At 64.5% G+C, this 17,369-nt stretch carries 15 protein-coding genes; 10 read left to right on the top strand and 5 right to left on the bottom strand.

Going from position 1 to position 17,369, the window contains the following annotated elements:
• Positions 1 to 3 precede the first annotated feature (3 nt).
• From QLQ83_RS04550 to QLQ83_RS04510, 9 genes are all read left to right on the top strand, one after another.
• Positions 4 to 963 (top strand): ABC transporter permease, encoded by a 960-nt coding sequence (locus QLQ83_RS04550; protein WP_282734368.1) that lies wholly within the window; start codon positions 4 to 6, stop codon positions 961 to 963.
• Between the two features lie 11 nt (positions 964 to 974).
• Positions 975 to 2,534 carry a sugar ABC transporter ATP-binding protein gene (locus QLQ83_RS04545; protein WP_282734367.1) on the top strand — a complete coding sequence of 520 codons (1,560 nt, stop codon included), beginning with the start codon at positions 975 to 977 and terminating at the stop codon, positions 2,532 to 2,534.
• Positions 2,535 to 2,554: 20 nt separating this feature from the next.
• Positions 2,555 to 3,667 (top strand): maleylacetate reductase, encoded by a 1,113-nt coding sequence (locus tag QLQ83_RS04540; RefSeq protein ID WP_459382596.1) that lies wholly within the window; start codon positions 2,555 to 2,557, stop codon positions 3,665 to 3,667.
• Positions 3,664 to 5,028 carry an amidohydrolase family protein gene (locus QLQ83_RS04535; RefSeq protein WP_282734366.1) on the top strand — a complete coding sequence of 455 codons (1,365 nt, stop codon included), beginning with the start codon at positions 3,664 to 3,666 and terminating at the stop codon, positions 5,026 to 5,028. The genes QLQ83_RS04540 and QLQ83_RS04535 overlap by 4 nt, the downstream gene beginning before the upstream one ends.
• A complete protein-coding gene (locus QLQ83_RS04530; RefSeq protein ID WP_282734365.1) occupies positions 5,025 to 5,927 on the top strand; it encodes an NAD(P)-dependent oxidoreductase in 903 nt (300 codons plus the stop codon). Before QLQ83_RS04535 ends, QLQ83_RS04530 begins: the two co-directional genes overlap by 4 nt.
• A 4-nt stretch (positions 5,928 to 5,931) precedes the next feature.
• Positions 5,932 to 6,795 (top strand): intradiol ring-cleavage dioxygenase, encoded by an 864-nt coding sequence (locus tag QLQ83_RS04525; RefSeq protein WP_282734364.1) that lies wholly within the window; start codon positions 5,932 to 5,934, stop codon positions 6,793 to 6,795.
• A 54-nt stretch (positions 6,796 to 6,849) separates the two neighbouring features.
• Positions 6,850 to 7,440 (top strand): malonic semialdehyde reductase, encoded by a 591-nt coding sequence (locus QLQ83_RS04520; RefSeq protein ID WP_282734363.1) that lies wholly within the window; start codon positions 6,850 to 6,852, stop codon positions 7,438 to 7,440.
• Positions 7,441 to 7,570: 130 nt separating this feature from the next.
• On the top strand, positions 7,571 to 8,308 hold the full coding sequence (locus QLQ83_RS04515; RefSeq protein WP_282734362.1) for a sulfite exporter TauE/SafE family protein: 738 nt from the start codon (positions 7,571 to 7,573) through the stop codon (positions 8,306 to 8,308).
• A gap of 80 nt (positions 8,309 to 8,388) precedes the next feature.
• Positions 8,389 to 10,161, top strand: coding sequence for an ABC transporter substrate-binding protein (locus tag QLQ83_RS04510; RefSeq protein ID WP_282734361.1), 1,773 nt, complete (start codon positions 8,389 to 8,391; stop codon positions 10,159 to 10,161).
• 25 nt (positions 10,162 to 10,186) lie between these two features.
• Here QLQ83_RS04510 and QLQ83_RS04505 read toward each other — a convergent pair whose 3' ends face one another.
• The 5 genes from QLQ83_RS04505 to QLQ83_RS04485 all read right to left on the bottom strand — a co-directional run bounded on the left by QLQ83_RS04505 (position 10,187) and on the right by QLQ83_RS04485 (position 15,033).
• Positions 10,187 to 10,993 (bottom strand): SDR family NAD(P)-dependent oxidoreductase, encoded by an 807-nt coding sequence (locus tag QLQ83_RS04505; protein ID WP_282734360.1) that lies wholly within the window; start codon positions 10,991 to 10,993, stop codon positions 10,187 to 10,189.
• A gap of 244 nt (positions 10,994 to 11,237) precedes the next feature.
• Positions 11,238 to 11,900, bottom strand: a complete 663-nt coding sequence (locus QLQ83_RS04500; protein ID WP_282734359.1) for an HAD family hydrolase — start codon at positions 11,898 to 11,900, stop codon at positions 11,238 to 11,240.
• Between the two features lie 70 nt (positions 11,901 to 11,970).
• Complete coding sequence (locus tag QLQ83_RS04495) at positions 11,971 to 13,473, bottom strand: tripartite tricarboxylate transporter permease (protein WP_282734358.1); 1,503 nt, start codon at positions 13,471 to 13,473, stop codon at positions 11,971 to 11,973.
• Positions 13,474 to 13,488: 15 nt separating this feature from the next.
• Entirely contained in the window at positions 13,489 to 13,965 is a 477-nt protein-coding gene (locus tag QLQ83_RS04490; RefSeq protein WP_282734357.1) for a tripartite tricarboxylate transporter TctB family protein, read from the bottom strand.
• Positions 13,966 to 14,025: 60 nt separating this feature from the next.
• Positions 14,026 to 15,033, bottom strand: a complete 1,008-nt coding sequence (locus tag QLQ83_RS04485; protein ID WP_282734356.1) for a tripartite tricarboxylate transporter substrate binding protein — start codon at positions 15,031 to 15,033, stop codon at positions 14,026 to 14,028.
• 490 nt (positions 15,034 to 15,523) lie between these two features.
• Here QLQ83_RS04485 and QLQ83_RS04480 point away from each other — a divergent pair, with 490 nt between their 5' ends.
• On the top strand, positions 15,524 to 17,368 hold the full coding sequence (locus QLQ83_RS04480; RefSeq protein ID WP_282734355.1) for a bifunctional sugar phosphate isomerase/epimerase/4-hydroxyphenylpyruvate dioxygenase family protein: 1,845 nt from the start codon (positions 15,524 to 15,526) through the stop codon (positions 17,366 to 17,368).
• The last annotated feature ends 1 nt before the right edge of the window (position 17,369 follow it).

The raw sequence follows: 17,369 nt of genomic DNA, 5'->3' as shown, positions 1-17,369 counted from the left end.
AACATGATTAACGTGAAGGATTTTCTCAAGGGCAGTGGCGTCATCCAGCCGATCTGGGTATTCGTCATCGTCATTACCGTCTTCTTCAGCTTCATGTCGGAGTACTTCCTCTCGGTCGGGAACCTGACCAACATCCTGGTCCAGACCTCGACGATCGGGCTGATCGCCCTGGGCATGACCTACGTGATGATCAACGGCAACATCGACCTCTCGGTGGGCGCCGTCCTGGGGCTGGCGGCATCGCTGTCGGTCGGCCTTCAGGATTATGGCATCACCATCGCGGTCATCGCCGCCCTGGCATCGGGCCTTGTCCTGGGCGCCATCAATGGCCTGATCGTCTGGAAGACCGGCGTCAACGCCTTCATCGTGACCCTGGGGGCGATGATCGGTGTCCGCGGCCTCATCTTCATCTACACCGAAGAGCAGTCCTTCTACGCCACCAACTTCGCCTTCTCCGACTTCGGGACCGCCTCGATCGGGCCGATCCCCGTGCTCGCCATCATCTTTCTCATCTGCACCCTGGTGATGCACCTGGTGCTGAAGAAGACCGGTCATGGGCGCAATACCTTTGCCGTGGGTGGCAACCCCGAGGCCGCCCTGGATGCGGGCATCCGCATCGGCCGTCACATGATGATCAACTTCATCATCGTGGGCTTCTTCGCCGCCCTCGCCGGGGTGCTCCTGGCGACCCAGATGGGGGCTGCCACGCCGAACCTGGGCCGTGACTACGAGCTCTGGACCATCACGGCCGTGGTGCTCGGCGGCACCAAGCTGACAGGTGGATACGGCAGCATCACCGGCACCCTGGGCGGCGTGCTGGCCATCGGGATCCTGCGTAACGGCATGAACCTGATGCAGGTGCCGGCCTTCTACGTGCTGGTCATTCTCGGCGCCATCCTGATCTCGGTGCTGATCATCGACCAGCGGCTCAATGTCCATGCCAGCAAGGGAGTCAGCATATGAGCACTGCAGCCATGAGTCGGAATCCCCGCCACGCTGCGGATTCCCCGAGCCCCGTACTGTCGTTGATCGACATCACCAAGAAGTTTCCCGGTGTGGTGGCCCTGAACAAGGTCAGCTTCGACGTCAGGGCGGGCGAGGTCCATGCCCTGCTGGGCGAGAACGGCGCCGGCAAGTCCACCCTGATGAAGGTGCTGGCCGGCAAGCATCAGCCCAACGGGGGGCAGATCATCCTCGCGGGCGAGGAGAAGTCCTTCGAGAACCCCAAGCAGGCCAAGAAGAGCGGCATCGTGCTAATTCACCAGGAGCAGTCGCTGGTCCCCGAGATGTCGGTGGCGGAGAACATCTTCCTGGGCAGCCTGCCGCTGAAATGGGGCAACCGCGTCGACTGGAAGAAGCTGCACGCCGACAGCACCGAGATACTCAAGCGTCTCAAGTGCACCTTCAGCTCGCGCGACATGGTCAGCAACCTCTCCATCGCCAAGAAGCAGATGGTGGAAATCGCCCGGGCCCTGGTCTTCACCCCCCGGATCGTGGTCTTCGACGAGCCGACGGCATCACTGACCGATCACGAGAAGCCGGTGCTCTACGACATCATCCGCAACCTCCAGGAGCAGGGGGTCGGGATCGTCTACATCTCGCATCGCATGGACGAGATCTTCCACCTCTCCCAGCGCATCTCGGTCCTGCGTGACGGCGAGTACAACGGGACCCTGAATACGGCCGACACCAGCGAGGATGAGGTCACCAAGCTGATGATCGGCAGGACCCTCGAACTCGATCATGCCAGCAAGCCCAGCGAGTTCGGCGAGAAGATGCTGGAACTGCGTCACCTCACCGTGAAAGGGGTGTTCGAGGACGTCAGCTTCAGTGTCCGCAAGGGCGAGATCGTCGGCATGTACGGGCTGGTCGGGGCGGGCCGCTCCGAGGTCGCCGAGACGATCTTCGGCCTGCGTCAGCCATCCGCCGGCGAGATCCTGCTCGAAGGCAAGGCCCAGACGATCCACTCCAGCCACGATGCGGTCGTCAAGGGCATCGCCCTGGTCCCGGAGGATCGCAAGGATCAGGGCCTGATCCTCGGCATGAACTGTCGCGACAACATGACGCTCTCGGCGCTTGGCAGTGTCTCCTCCATGGGCTTCATGAAGACCGGGGAAGAGAAGGTCGTCTACGACAAGTACCAGCAGGCGATGAAGATCAAGACGCCCAGCTGGCGCCAGAAGGTCGGCAACCTAAGTGGCGGCAACCAGCAGAAGATCGTCATCGGCAAGTGGCTGCATACCCATCCCAAGCTGCTGATCCTGGACGAGCCGACCCGCGGCATCGACGTGGGCTCCAAGGCCGAGATCCATGCGCTGATCAAGGAGCTGGCCCGGTCGGGCTATGCGGTGCTGGTGATCTCGTCGGAAATGCCCGAGGTGCTGGGCGTCAGCACCCGCATCATCGCGATGTATGACGGCCGGGTGACGGCGGAATTCGACGGCGATGCCGTATCCGAGGACAAGCTGGTTCAGGCCATCACCGGACAGTACGTCACGGACGCCGGTGGGCCCGAACCCGCGGCCTCGGCCTGATGTGGCCACGCGAGCCGCGCTTGAGCTTCCCACGCAATCACGAGGACACCACCATGATGCCCTTCATCTACAACGGCCTGCCGTCACGCGTCATCTTCGGCCAGGGAACCCTGTCCCGACTCGCCGACGAGGTCCGTGAGCTGGGCTGCCACCGGGCCCTCGTCCTGGCAACGCCCGAGCAGGCCGGCCAGGCCCGCGAGGTGCTCGCCCAGCTGGGCGAGCTCGGGGCCGGCCTCTTCGCCGAGGCCAGGATGCACACCCCGGTCGAGGTCACCGACGCGGCGATGCGCCACCTGGAGGAACTCGAGGCGGACTGCACCGTGGCCATCGGCGGCGGCTCCACCATCGGGCTCGGCAAGGCCATCGCCCTGCGGACCGGCCTGCCCCAGGTGGCGATTCCCACGACCTATGCCGGCTCCGAGATGACGCCGATCCTCGGCGAAACCCGGGACGGCCTCAAGACGACCCAGCGTACCCTCGAGGTACTGCCCGAGGTGGTGATCTACGACGTCGACCTGACCCTGGGCCTGCCGGTCGGCATGTCCGGCACCAGCGGCATCAATGCCATCGCCCATGCGGTGGAGGCGCTCTACGCCCGCGACCGCAACCCGGTGGTCTCGCTGATGGCGGAGGAGGGCATTGCGGCCCTGGCGCGCAGCCTGCCGCTGATCGCCAAGGAGCCGACCAACCAGGAGGCGCGTTCGGATGCCCTCTATGGTGCCTGGCTGTGCGGTGCCTGCCTGGGCTCCGTGGGGATGTCGCTGCACCACAAGCTCTGCCACACCCTGGGCGGCTCCTTCGACCTGCCCCATGCCGAGACCCATACCATCGTGTTGCCCCACGCTGTCGCCTACAACGCCGGGGCCGCCCCGGAGGCGATGTCCCGCATCGCCCGGGCGCTGGGCAGCGACGATGCGGCCGGGGGGCTCCATGACCTGGCGCGCGCCGTGGGGGCACCACTGGCCCTGGCCGATATCGGCCTGCAGGAAAGCGATATCGACCGGGCGACGCAGATCGCCACGAGCAATCCCTACTGGAATCCACGCGAGATCGAGGCCGACGGCATCCACCGCCTCTTGAGCGATGCCTATGCCGGCCGTCGCCCGACGTCAAGGGAGGTTACCGACGCATGAAGACCCTGCTGACCAATGCCACCGTGGTGACCATGGACCCCGAGATCGGCGATCTGGCCGATGGCCAGGTGCTGGTGGAGGACGACCGGATCCTGGCCGTGGGCCAGGACCTTCCCGCCGAGGGCGCCGAGGTCATCGACTGCCGCGGCGGCATCCTGATCCCCGGCCTGGTCAATGCCCATATGCATACCTGGCAGACGGCACTGCGCGGCGTCGCCGCCAACTGGACGCTGCTCGAGTACTTCGGCCATGTGCATCGCGGCCTGGCGACCCTGTTCACCCCGGATGACATCCACATCGCCACCCGCATGGGGGCGCTCAACCAGCTCAACTGCGGTACCACCACCCTGGGTGACTGGTGCCACAACAACCCCACGCCCGAGCATACCGATGCGGCGATTCGCGGGCTCGAGGCGTCCGGTATCCGGGCACTGTTCTTCCATGGCTCGCCCAAGCCGGATCCCAAGCCGGGCCAGCCGCACTTCAGCGAGATTCCCCATCCGCGCAGCGAGGTCGAGCGGCTGCTCGCCGGCCCGTTGGGCGACCGCGAGGGGCGCGTGACCCTGGGCCTGGCCATCCTCGGCCCCCACTACTCCACCCTCGATGTCACCCTGCACGATTTCGAACTGGCCAAGGAGTTCGGCCTGGTGGCCTCGATGCACCAGGGCGGCGGCAAGGCCGTCAGCCCCGGTGGCTGGGACGTGATCGAGGAGCAGGGGCTGCTGGGGCCGGACATCAACATCGTGCACGGGCAGAGCCTGGACGACGGACAGCTGGCTCGCTTCTGCGAGCAGGGCGTGACCTTCTCCATCGCCCCGGAGAACGAGATGACCCAGGGGCACGGCTTCCCGATCACCGGCCACGTTCGCCGACACGGTGGCGTCGTCTCCCTGGGGGTGGATCTCGAGTCGGTGATCTCCGGAGACATGTTCACGGTGGCCCGGATGGCGCTGGGCATGCAGCGCTCGCTGGACAATGATGCCTCGCGGCGCGAGCAGGGCAGCATTCCCGACACCTCGACCATCCGCACCCGCGAGGCGCTGGCGTGGATCACCCTCGACGGTGCCCGCGCCCTCGGGCTCGAGGCGCGGATCGGCAGCCTGACCCCGGGCAAGCAGGCCGACATCGTGCTGCTCGACAGCGGCCGGCTGAACATGCAGCCGGTCAGCGACCCGGTCTCGACCGTGGTCATGCAGGCGAGTCTCGCCAATGTCGACAGCGTCATGGTAGCGGGAGAGTTCCACAAGCGACACGGCAAGCTGCTGGCGGACGTCGAGGAGGGGATCAGCCACCTGGCAGCCTCCGGTCACCGCATCTACGCCGAGCTTCAGTCACGCCAACAAGAGGGGGCGTCACAATGACCACGACCACCAAGACAGCCTGGATCGGCCTGGGCAAGCTGGGCTTGCCCATGGCGACGCGCATCGCCGCAGCCGGCTATACCGTCCAGGGATTCGATCTCAGCGCCGAGCGGATGGCGCTGGCCGAACAGGTCGGCATCACGGCACACGATGACCTGGCCTCCGCCGTCGAGGAGTGCCGCCTGGTCTTCGTCTCTATCCCCGATGACCAGGCGCTGCTTGGCCTGACACTGGGGTCGGGTGGGCTGATCGAGGCGATGGCCCCGGGCAGCGTGCTGGTCGAGACCAGCACCGTCAGCATCGAGGCCTCCGCTCGCGTGGCCACGGCCGCCGAGGAGCGGGGCATTGCCTATCTGCGCAGCCCGGTGTCGGGCAACCCGGTCGCCGCCGAGTCCGGCACCCTGTCTGCCATGGTCTCCGGGCCGCGCGAGGCGCTGGATGGGGCCGTGCCGGTGATGGCCACCTTCACCAAGGCCCAGTACTGGCTCGGTGACGAGGAACAGGCTCGCTACGCCAAGCTGGCCATCAACCTGATGATCGCGGTGAGCGCCGGAATGATGGGCGAGGCCCTGGCGATGGCCCGCAAGGGCAACATCGGCTGGGAGGCGATGCTGGACCTGATGGCCGACAGTGCCGTGGGCTCGCCGATGGTCAAGTACAAGACCCAGCCGCTGAAGGACCGTGACTTCACCTCCACCTTCTCGGCCGCCCAGATGGCCAAGGACCTGGACCTGATCCTCGGCTGTGCCCATGGGGACGGTGTCGCCGTGCCCCTGGCCGCCCAGATGCGCGAGGCCTACAGCTCCCTGATCGGCACGGGGCATGGTGAGGATGACTACATCGCCGCGATCCACCACACCGAGCGCCTCTCCGGGCTGCCGGCCATCGAGAGGAAATGACCCCATGCGAAACCTGAATGCAGAGAACATCACGGATGCCGTGATCGAGCAGTTCGCCGGCTGCAGTGACGAGCGCCTGAAGCGCGTGCTGAACAGCCTGGTCACCCACCTGCACGCCTTCATCCGCGAGGTGGAGCCCACCGAGCAGGAGTGGACCCAGGCCATCGACTTCCTGACCCGCACCGGCCAGATGTGCGACGACAAGCGTCAGGAGTTCATCCTGCTCTCCGACACCCTGGGCGTGACGATGCTCGTTGATGCCATCAACCATCAGACATCGGACCCGATGGTGTCGGAAAGCACGGTGCTGGGTCCCTTCTACGTGGCTGACCCGCCCCAGGTCGCCCAGGGCGAGTCGATCGACTGGAACGTCGAGGGAGAGCCCTTCTTCGTGGAGGGGCGGGTGCATGACGGTCGCGGCGAGCCGCTGGCCAATGTCGTGGTCGATGTCTGGCAATCGGACAGCGAAGGGTTCTACGACGTCCAGAAGGAGCTCGAGAGTGCCTCGCTGCGGGCCAGGTTCACCACCGACGACCAGGGGCGCTATGCCTTCTGGACGGTGACCCCCTCACCCTATCCGATCCCCACCGACGGCCCGGTCGGCAAGATGCTGGAAATCACCGGTCGACACCCTTACCGCCCCGCGCATGTGCACTTCATGCTGATGGCCGAGGGCTACGAGACCCTGGTGACCCAGGTCTTCGCCGAGGACGACCCCTATCTCGACTCCGACGCCGTCTTCGGCGTCAAGGATTCCCTGGTCAGGGAGTACGCGTTGCTGCCGCCGGGAAGAGCACCGGATGGACGGTCGATGGAAGTCCCCTTCCGCCATCTGACATACGACTTCGGCCTGAAGGCGAGCCGCTAGTCGCATCGCAAGAGAAACCATCCAGCAACCACCATCCAGCAAGAGGAAAGCGACATGACTGCTATCGACAACACCGCGATCGAGACCCTGTTCACCGAGGCCCGTACCCATAACGTGTGGAAGGACCAGGATGTCAGCGAGGAGAAGCTGCGCGAGCTGTATCACCTGATGCATTTCGGTCCGACCTCCATGAACTGCCAGCCCCTTCGCGTGCTCTTCCTGAAGAGCCAGGAAGCCAAGGAGCGCCTCAAGCCGGCACTGCTTCCCGGTAACCAGGAGAAGACCATGCAGGCGCCCGTGGTGGCCTTGCTGGGCTACGACACCGAGTTCTACCAGCACCTTCCGCGAATGTTCTCCCACAACAAGGATGCCAAGTCGCTGTTCGAGGGCAAGACGGACTTCATCAATACGACGGCGTTCCGCAACAGCTCCATCCAGGGGGGCTACTTCATTCTTGCCGCCCGCGCACTGGGGCTGAATGCCGGGCCGATGTCCGGCTTCAACAATGCGGCTGTGGATGAGGAGTTCTTCCCGGATGGCCAGGTGAAGAGCAACTTCCTCTGCAATCTGGGGTACGGTGATGCCTCGGCGCTCTTCCCGCGACAGGACCGCTTCAAGTTCGAGGAGGTTTGCGAAGTACTGTGATCCGACCTTCCGGGAGGCGACTCCCGGATACCTCATGAGGCATGCCACTCAAGGGAGGCAATGACCTCCTCCGATTGGGCCGTGATCGCCACGGCCCCTTTTTATATCCGGTCAGAGAGCAGGGGCCTGCATGGTGTACGACTGGCAGTTCATTGTATTGATTATCATCGCCGTGCTGATTACCGGCATTTCGAAATCGGGGTTCGCCGGAGGCGTCGGGGTGGTGGCAGTGCCGCTGATCTCGCTGAAGGCCAGCCCGGCCTTCGCCGTGGCCGTCATGCTGCCGCTGCTGATCGTGATGGACCTGTTCAGCCTCAAGGCCTGGTGGCGCCATCATGTGGGGTCCGTTCTGTGGCTGATGTTTCCCCCGGCGGTGCTGGGTGTGGCGGTCGGCTACCTGACCTATGGCCGCTTCGATCAGGAGCTGCTGAAGGTGATGCTGGGGGTGTTCTCGATCCTGTTTGGCCTGTGGGGACTGCTCAAGCCCCTCCGAGGCCGCGTCATGCCGGTCTGGGTCGGCGGGCTGAGCGGCGGCATCGCAGGCTTCACCAGCTTCATCGCCCATGCCGGGGGGCCGCCGCTCAACTTCTACCTGCTGCAGTGCCGGCTCTCCAAGGAGCAGTTCCTGGGAACCGCCGTGGTCTTCCTGGCCGCCACCAACCTGGTCAAGCTGGTGCCCTACGGCATGCTTGGCCTGCTGAATGTCGCGAACCTCACCATCGCGCTGCTGCTGATCCCGGTGGCCTGGCTGGGGGTGCGCCTGGGGCTGGTCATACAGAAGCGGCTGAGCGGCGAGCTCTTCTTCCGGATCATCCTGGGCCTGCTGATCCTGCTGGGCATGCGGCTGATCGTTGACGGCTGGGGATAGCCGCGTTGGCGTCGCGTTTGCCGCCAGGCGTGAGGCGGCGCTATCTTGTGGCACTCCCTTCTCCCTGCCTCGAGGCGACCATGAGCGACCTCCCCGACGAGAGCCATCCTGAGGGGCCCTACGACAGGCTTTCCCAGACGCCGAGGCCGAAGCTCTCCAATACGGAGCTCTCGCGCTTCATCGACTTCATCGAGAAGTTCGAGGAGGAGACCGAGCACTCGCTCTCCCTGAGCCACGGCTACCGGGAGATGCGCATGATGCTCCATCTGATGCGCAACCACCTCGCCGGCCGACTGACGACGCCCACCTCCCTCGCGGATGCGTCCGGGCTCTCCTACGGCACCGCCAAGCGCGGGATCGAGAGCATCATCCAGCGCGGGCTGATCCTGTCACGCCCCAGGACGAAATCGGGCAAGACCGTCTCGCTGCACCCCTCGGCCATGATGATCGACGAGTGGGAGGCCTATGCACACCGGATCAAGGACCTCCTGGGTCCCCTGTTCGGCGTGGACCCGGCGTCGGACACCGGTCGCCGGATGTTCCTCGATGCGGACGCGACGGGTCGCGTGATCTCACCGCCGGCGGTGCTGTCGGCACGGCTCGAACTGAAGGGCGGGCTGCGTGGGCTGATCCACGCCGACCCGACCTTCATGGCGATGCATAACCTCAAGCAGCAGCTGGAGTCCATCTTCGGCCTCGAGATCCACAACTCCGCCCGCTCGATCGACGACCTGCTCGACGCGATCCTGGCCAATGCCGGCCGCGCGAAGTCTCGCTACGACCTCGTCGCCTGCGACCTCCCCTGGTTCGGCGAACTGGCGTCGAAGGGAATCCTGCTGCCCCTCGACCGCTTCATGCGTCGCGATGCCTATGACCTGTCTGACTTTCATCCGGTCGCCGTCCAGAGCTCGCGCTACGCCGGGCGGCAATACGGTATTCCCCTGCAGACCACGCCGGAGCTGCTCTGTTACCGGAAGGACATATTCGAGCAGGCACAGCTCGAGCCCCCGTCGACGACCGAGGAACTGGTCAAGGCGGCCAGGCGCTTGCACGAACCCGCCCGGGGGAGATACGGCATCGCCTGGAACGCCGCGCGAGGAACGCCGCTGGGCCACACCTTCAGCTTCCTGATGGCCAAGTTCGGCCAGCCGATCATCAATCTCCGCCGCCGCGAGGGGGGCTATGACTTCCAGCAGGCGTCCGGGGAGGAATTGCGGCCGATGTTCCAGTCGGATGCGGCCTACCGCGCCTGCGAGTACATGCTCGATATCCTCAAGTACTCACCGCCCAACATCCTCAACATGGCCTGGTATGAGCGAGCCCAGTCCTATGCGAGCGGCGAAGCCTGCATGGCCTACTGTTATACGCTGCTGGCCCCGCTCATCGAGTTCGATCAAGCGTCACCGGCCTGGGGACAGACCGGCTATCTGCCGCACCCCGTTGGTAACCATGGCCGTCCGATCACCCCGATCGGAGGCTATGCCCTGGCCATTCCGGCCAACCTTTCGGAGGAGCGGATCGAGAATGTCTGGACGGCTCTTCGTCACCTCACCTCGGCCAACATGTCCAAGCTCTACATCCTCAACGGCAGCCTGGTGACCCCGCGCTTCAGCGTCAGCCAGGACCCGGAGGTCTCGGCGCTGTCGCCGCTGATCGAGATCGTGGATGACATGGCGAGGAAGGACATCCTGCAGGCCTGGCCGCGGCCCCCGGTGCCGGGTATCACTGACGTGATCAGTATTGCCGGGCACGAGATCTTCGAGGTGCTGGACGGGCGGCGCTCCATCAAGAAGGCCCTGTCCTTGGCGCAGGACAGGGCCGATCGGGTGATGCGTAACAGGGGATATTACTGAGCCACCCGCCGAGTTGCCGGTGGCATCACTGCATGATCATGCCGCCGTCGATCATCAGCAGCTGGCCGGTCATGTAGTCCGACTCGGGGCTGGCCAGGAAGGAAGCGGTTCCGACCACGTCTTCCGGGTAGGAGTAGCGCTTCATCAGGATCATCTTCTCGGCGAGCTCGTCCATGGACTGGCCCTGCTTGTCGAACTTGCCGATGCTGACCAGGTCCTTGTCGAGCTGCTCCCACAGCTCGGTGCGCACGACACCGGGGCCATAGCCGTTGACGGTGATGTTGTGGTCGACCAGCGCCTTGGCGCCACCGTTGATCATCGCCAGCACGGCATGCTTGCTGCAGGCGTAGGGCACCACGTCATCGAAGGCCTGGCGCGACAGGATGGAGCCGACATTGAGGATCTTGTAGGGGCCGTTCTCCTTGCCCTGCTCGATCATCTGCTTGGCGGCTTCCTGCATGCCGAGCAGGCAGCCCAGCGCATTGACGTCCATGATCTGTTGCCAGTTCTCCTCGGTGATATCGAGGAACATCAGCGGCTTGTTGATGCCGGCGTTGTTGACCATGACATTGAGGCTGCCGAAGGCCTCGACGGTGGCCTGGACGGCCGCTTTCATCTGCTCACGCTCGGTCACGTTGAGCTTCACCGCGATGGCCTTGCCGCCGTCCCTTTCGTTGATGCGCTGGGCGACTTCTTCGCAGCCTTCGATGTTCAGATCCGCCACGCACACATTGGCGCCCTGTGCGGCATAGTGTTCGGCAACGGCGGCACCCATGCCACGCGCGGCACCGGTAATCAGGCAGTTCTTTCCTTCAAGACGGGTCTTGTCCATGGTGTCACCTCGGGGTCTTGTTGTGGGTCTCTCCATGCCACCACCGACCTGATGGCCTGTTGTCTGGGCGCATGGAGCCTGGATCGACAAGGAATCCTGTCACGCGTGCTTTTGCGTCAACGATGCGTCGTGTTTCCTTGTTGATCCGTATTGTCTTCAGGCCAGCCTGGCAATGACAGTTGCCACCGGGGCCAATCTGACCAGACTGGATGTTTTGTCATGGAGTGAGGGGAGACGGGTGGCGTTACAGCTTTGACAGGGCCATCTCCAGACCTGTCAGGTCGACGGTGGTGACAACGTCATCGGGAAAGGGCGAGGCGGTGGGGTCGGCGGTCACGCCGATGAAGGCGGTACCGTTGGAGCGTGCGGCGCGGTAGTCATTGTAGGAGTCGCCGATCATCACGGTATCCGCGGGAACATGACTACGTCGCGCCAGCAGGTTGCGCAGGCCGGAGACCTTGTCGGGCGGTGCGCCGACCACCTCCACGAAGAAGCGATCCAATCCACGCCGCGCGGTGATGGTCCTGAGCTCCTGCTCCGGCGTGGCAGAGAGCAGGTAGAGGGGACGCACACCGTGCCAGCGTTCCAGGAATTCGAGCGCACCGGGAATGGTCGGTGCTTCGAGCAGGCGCTGTTCGACATGGTCCTTGAAGCGCCGGCAGAGTTCCTGGATCCGCTGGGTGCTCGCATCGCGGCCCAGGATCTGGCCCTCGATGTGGCGGAACTTGACCTCTCGCGGCTGTCCTCCGCGACGGTTGAGATAGGCGACCACGGCCCGGCGGTTCTCCTCCGGTTCTTCGTCGTAGAGGTCGGCGAAGGCCTGGCGCTTCAGAATTGCCGAATCGAGGATCACGCCATCGAAATCGAAGACCAGTGCACATCCGGGGGTGGGAGAAATGTCGTTCACCGGCTCGCTCCACATCCGTACCAACAGGAACGCGGCCCGTTGGGCCGCGTCGTTGCCGTGGGGTGAGGCATCAGTTTCGCTGGAACCGGCTCTTCAGCCAAGTCTTGGCCGGCGTCTGGCCCAGCAGGACCAGCGCGATCACGGCGGTCAGCACCAACGAGAGGGGATTGGTCACCAGCGCCAGCAGGAACTGGCCACCGCTGTCTCCTACCGAAGACATCGCCTGGCGGTATGTCTCGTCGAGCAGTGGCCCGAGGATCACGCCGAGGATGACTGGGCCCATCTGGAAGCCGAATACCTTCAGCCAGTAGCCCAGGATGCCGAAGCCCAGCATCCAGTAGACTTCCGTCATATTGCTGTTGATAGAGTAGGTGCCCACCACGCAGAGCACTAGGATCAGTGGGATCAGCAGCGCCTTGGGGACTTCGACCACCTTCGAGAACACCTTGATGCCGGTGAGGCCGAAGATCAGCAGGAAGATGTTAGCCAGTGCCAGATTGCCGACGGTGAACCAGAAGATGTGCGGCGTCTCGATCATCAGCATGGGGCCGGGGTTGAGGCCGTGGATGACCAGGGCACCGATGATCACCGCAGTCACGGCATCGCCGGGCATGCCCAGCGTCAGCATCGGGACATAGGCGCCGCCCACGGCCGCGTTGTTAGCGGTCTCCGGGGCCACCAGCCCCTCGTACGCACCCTCGCCGAAGGGGCTGGAGGGGGTCTTGACGGTGCGCTTGGCATGGTCATAGGCGAACAGCGAGGCGATGTCGCCGCCGGTGCCGGGCAGGGCACCGACGATGACCCCGATGATCGAGGTGCGAATCGATAGCGGCAGGTATTTCAGCACCATGCTGAGCGGTGGGATGATCTTGTCGACCTTCTGCTTGACCGGCACCTTGGTGAGGTTGTGCAGCTGGTAGAAGGCCTCGGCCACGCCGAACAGCCCGATCATCACCACCACATAGTGGATACCCCCCATCAGTTCCATGCTGCCCATGGTCAGGCGGGGCTGGGCGGTGACCATGTCCATGCCCACCAGGCCAATGGTGGACCCAAGTGCCACCGAGAAGATGCCCCGGGCCAGCGACTTGCCGGAGAGGGTGCTGACCAGCAGCAGGCCGAGCACGGCGATCAGGAAGTAGTCACGAGGGGCGAACTCGAGCGCCATGTCGGCGAGGAAGGGGGCACTGCCGGCCAGCACCAGGGTTCCCAGCAGACCGCCGATCACCGACATCACGGTGCTCAGCCCGATGGCACGACCCGCCTCGCCGCGCTGGGCCAGAGGATAACCATCGAAGGCGGTGACCACCGCCGAGGGGGCGCCAGGGATGTTGAGCAGGATGGCGGTACGCGAGCCGCCATAGACGCCGCCCACATAGATGCCCACCATCAGGGCCAGGGCATTGTTGATGTCCCAGGAAAAGGTAAAGGAGATCAGGATCGAGGCGGCCATGGTCACGGAGAGACCGGGAATTGCGCCGACGTAGATCCCGGCCAGGGTGCCCAGTGCCGTCAGCAGCAGCAGCTGAGGATCCAGCCAGGCCATCAAAAGATAGGAAAATGTATCACTCATCGTGGACCTCGGGGGTCAGGGGAGGTAGACGCGGAACACCAGGGTGAACAGGGCATAGATCACCGCGATGGCCGCGGCCGAGATGATCAGCGAGCTCACTACCTTGCCCTGTCGGAAGTAGATGAAGGTCACCGCCAGGAAGATGTAGGTGCTGATGTAGAAGCTCGCCCAGACGATGGCGGCCAGATATGCCACGGCGAGGAAGGTGAACACCACGATATGCGGCTGGAAGTGCTCGTAGAGGAAGACCTGGGCCTCGTGAAACGCATTGCGGATCCGAGGATCACGGCGCTTGCGGCGATGACTGATCAGGATCACCACCGACGAGGCCAGCATCACCAGCGCCAGGCCGACCGGAAAGGAACCGGGCGAGTTGAGGCCGGGAATCCCGTCGATGCGATAGGCCTCGAACAGCACGCCGATGCTGAACAGCAGCAGCAGCCAGTCGAAGACCTTCTCCCCTGCCTGGACGCGCTCGAATTTCTGGCTCATGTCATGACTCCGGGGGAGGCCGGCCCGTAACCGACCTCCCCGTCAGGTAGGCATTGTGGGTCAGGGGCGCGGGATACCGAGCTCCTCGGGGGTGGCCTCGAGGGTTTCGGCATCGGCCTCGTACATGGCCCAGGCGGTCACCGACTGCCAGTTGTCCAGGTACTGCTCGGCCTCCTCGCCGTTGAGGTTGAGCACCTCTGCGCCGAAGTTCTGCATGAAGTCGCCAAACTCCTCATTGGCCACCGCCTGCTCGTAGGTCTCTTCCAGGGTCGCCTTGATGTCGTCCGGGGTGTCCTGATTGACGAAAACACCCCAGAACGGGCCCCAGGGGAGGAAGGACTCGATGTCCGGCAGCGCCTCGGTGATCGGAGGCACGCCCGGCAGCGCGTCGATCTCCTCCTTGGTCAGCACGGCCAGTCCCTTCATCTTGCCACTTCGGATCTGCTCACCGACGGCGGCCAGGCTCAGCGGCATGAAGTCAATGTGACCGCCCAGCATGGCGGTGATGCCGGGGCCATCGCCACCGAAGGTGACATTGCGCACATCGAGCTCGTCCACGGCATTGACCATGGCCAGCACGGTGCTCGGCAGGCCACCGGCGCCGGTGCCACCCATGCGCAGCTCACCCGGGTTTTCCTGGGCATGCTCGAGCAACTCGGCCAAGCTGTCGAAGGGGCTGTCGGCCGGTGCGGCGATCACGACCAGGCCCTGACCGATGATGTTGACGGTGTGCATGTCGTCGTAGCTGAAGTCGGCCAGGCCCATCAGCGGATAGAGCTGGGGGTTTTCGGCGCCGTACAGCAGGTTGTAGCCATCGGCACGCTGGCGCATGACGTGGTTCATGCCGATCACCCCGGTACCGCCCGGGCGGTTGGTCAGCACCATTGTGGTATCGAGGATATCCTCGACATGCGGGGTCAGGCTGCGGGCCACGTTGTCGGTGGCACCGCCGGCCCCCCACTGGATGGTGGCCTGGATGTTGCGTTCGGGATACTCGGCCAGGACGCTGCCGGCCATGGCCATGGAGCCGACGGCAATGGCTAGGCTGGTGAGAAGCGGTTTGAACATGGGGAATCCTCCGGGACTGGTGTTGTTGGTCTGCCCGTGGGCAGCGGTCCTCGTGTGTAGGGACCAGGTTGCTCAGTTGCGTTCGGCTGTCGAACGATATGCCTTGGATGCGAACACTAGAACTCCCTTCCAATACTGTCAATGCAGGATGTGGTCGCCTACGACCATGGTCGTAGGTGGGCGGTGCCTGCCGTCGCGGGGGATGTGTTCGAAAGAGGTGTAGAGGTATCGCAGGCCCCATCCCCTTTACGCCCCCTATAGTAGTAGCAGTAATCTTCGGCCACGGCGGAGAGGCCCGTACAGGAGGGGCTTGCCGAGCCATCCTATTCTTCGTGCATATTGCGAACTAAAGAACGCAATGCGAACATTGGAACTATGTTCTAGACTTTCCGAGTAGGGCGTATGATGACCACTCACCATGATTCGGCGAATACCGTGCCGTAACGCTGCTACGCTCACTCCCTCGATATCGCTCCCCTTGGAGGACAAGATGCGCGCCATTGCCACCGTCTGCCTGAGCGGCGACCTGAGAACCAAACTCGAGGCCAGTGCCCGTGCTGGCTTCGATGGCGTCGAGATCTTCGAGAACGACCTGCTCTCCTTCGACGGCACGCCGGGCGAGGTGCGCGAACTTTGTGAACGGCTGGGACTGGCGATCGTCGCCTTCCAGCCCTTCCGGGACTTCGAGGCCATGCCCGAACCCCAACGCGGCCGCAACCTGCAACGGGCCGAGCGCAAGTTCGACTTGATGGAACAGCTGGGAACCGATTTCCTGCTGGTCTGCAGCAACGTCTCGCCCCAGGCCATCGACGACATGGACCGGGTCGTGGAGGACCTTCGTGAACTGGCGGAGCGGGCGCACCGGCGAGGCATTCGCGTCGGGTTCGAGGCGCTCGCCTGGGGGAGGCATATCTCGGACTATCGCGATGCCTGGGAGGTGGTGCGCCGTGCCGACCACCCCGCACTGGGCGTGGTGCTCGACAGCTTCCATATCCTTTCCCGCGGCCACGACCTCTCGACCATCGGCAAGATCCCCCGGGACAAGATCTTCTTCGTCCAGGTCGCCGACGCGCCGCTGCTGGACATGGACGTCCTGCAGTGGAGCCGCCATTTCCGTTGCTTCCCCGGCCAGGGGCGGTTGCCGCTCGAGGCCTTCATGGCGGCCCTGGCGAAGACCGGCTATGCCGGCCCCCTGTCGCTGGAGATCTTCAGCGATGCCTTCCGAGCCGCCCCGACGGAGGCCACCGCCCTGGATGGCCTGCGCTCGCTGATCTGGCTGGAGAACCTGCTGCCGGAGGGGCCCTGGGCGAGCCCCATCCCGCCGGCACCCCACTACAACGGCATCCACTTCATCGAGTTCACCCTCGACGAGGAGAGCGCGGCGCCGCTGGGCGAGTTCATCGGTGCCCTGGGGTTCCGCCATGTCGGTCGCCATCGCTCCAAGAACGTCGAGCTCTGGAAGCAGGGCGAGATCCACCTGGTGCTCAACTTCGAGACCGACAGCTTCGCGCACACCTTCCGCCTGTTGCACGGCACCGCGGTATGCGCGGTGGGCTTCCGGGTCGATGACGTGGAGAAGGCCCTGGCACGGGCGCGAGCCTTTAAGGCCCAGACCTATCGCGGCCAGGTGGGCGAGGGGGAGATGGAGATCCCCGCCCTGCGCGGCATCGAGGGCAGCCTGGTCTACCTGGTGGACGACGAGGCCGCCGGTGACCTGCAGTGGCGCACCGACTTCGAGCTGTTCGACCAGGCGAGCCGCGACGAGGCGGGCCTGACGCGGGTCGATCACCTCTCCTATGTGCTGCCGGCCACCCAGCTGCTGGGCTGGCAGCTGTTCCATCGTACCGTCTTCGGCTTCGAAGCCGAGCCGGAGCACGAGATCGTCGACCCTCGCGGCATGATGATCAGCCAGGCAGTGAACAGTCCCGACCGGACCATCCGCCTGCCGCTGACCGTCTCCCAGGCCCAGGAGACCCAGCCGGGCCGCTTCCTCAGCGAGTTCCGTGGTGGCGTGCAGCAGATCGCCTTCGAGAGTCACGATATCTTCGCCACCGTGGATGAGCTCCAGGCCCGGGGGCTGCCGCTGCTGCGCATACCGCAGAACTACTATGATGATCTCGAGGCGCGCTTCGGGCTCGATGAGGACCTGCTGGAGGCCATGCGCTCGCGCAATATCCTCTACGACCGCAAGGACGAAGGCGACTTCTTCCACGCCTACACCGAGACCTTCTCGGGGCGCTTCTTCTTCGAGATCGTCGAGCGGCGTGGTGGCTACAACCAGTTCGGCGAGGCCAACGCGGGCATCCGCCTGGCAGCCCAGGCCGCACAGCGCTGAG

The sequence above is a fragment of the Halomonas rhizosphaerae genome (genome assembly GCF_030010555.1).
GTDB classification, from domain to species: domain Bacteria; phylum Pseudomonadota; class Gammaproteobacteria; order Pseudomonadales; family Halomonadaceae; genus Halomonas; species Halomonas rhizosphaerae.
The sequence above is the reverse complement of the archived record's forward strand: the minus strand, read 5'-3'. Positions and strand labels throughout refer to the sequence as shown.

Excerpts from the sequence above, each read along its gene's own strand:
- QLQ83_RS04550 (WP_282734368.1), top strand. The coding sequence starts at position 4 with ATGATTAACGTGAAGGATTTTCTCAAGGGCAGTGGCGTCATCCAGCCG.
- QLQ83_RS04545 (WP_282734367.1), top strand. The coding sequence starts at position 975 with ATGAGTCGGAATCCCCGCCACGCTGCGGATTCCCCGAGCCCCGTACTG.
- QLQ83_RS04535 (WP_282734366.1), top strand. The coding sequence starts at position 3,664 with ATGAAGACCCTGCTGACCAATGCCACCGTGGTGACCATGGACCCCGAG.
- QLQ83_RS04530 (WP_282734365.1), top strand. The coding sequence starts at position 5,025 with ATGACCACGACCACCAAGACAGCCTGGATCGGCCTGGGCAAGCTGGGC.
- QLQ83_RS04525 (WP_282734364.1), top strand. The coding sequence starts at position 5,932 with ATGCGAAACCTGAATGCAGAGAACATCACGGATGCCGTGATCGAGCAG.
- QLQ83_RS04520 (WP_282734363.1), top strand. The coding sequence starts at position 6,850 with ATGACTGCTATCGACAACACCGCGATCGAGACCCTGTTCACCGAGGCC.
- QLQ83_RS04515 (WP_282734362.1), top strand. The coding sequence starts at position 7,571 with ATGGTGTACGACTGGCAGTTCATTGTATTGATTATCATCGCCGTGCTG.
- QLQ83_RS04510 (WP_282734361.1), top strand. The coding sequence starts at position 8,389 with ATGAGCGACCTCCCCGACGAGAGCCATCCTGAGGGGCCCTACGACAGG.
- QLQ83_RS04505 (WP_282734360.1), bottom strand. The coding sequence starts at position 10,993 with ATGGACAAGACCCGTCTTGAAGGAAAGAACTGCCTGATTACCGGTGCC.
- QLQ83_RS04495 (WP_282734358.1), bottom strand. The coding sequence starts at position 13,473 with ATGAGTGATACATTTTCCTATCTTTTGATGGCCTGGCTGGATCCTCAG.
- QLQ83_RS04490 (WP_282734357.1), bottom strand. The coding sequence starts at position 13,965 with ATGAGCCAGAAATTCGAGCGCGTCCAGGCAGGGGAGAAGGTCTTCGAC.
- QLQ83_RS04485 (WP_282734356.1), bottom strand. The coding sequence starts at position 15,033 with ATGTTCAAACCGCTTCTCACCAGCCTAGCCATTGCCGTCGGCTCCATG.
- QLQ83_RS04480 (WP_282734355.1), top strand. The coding sequence starts at position 15,524 with ATGCGCGCCATTGCCACCGTCTGCCTGAGCGGCGACCTGAGAACCAAA.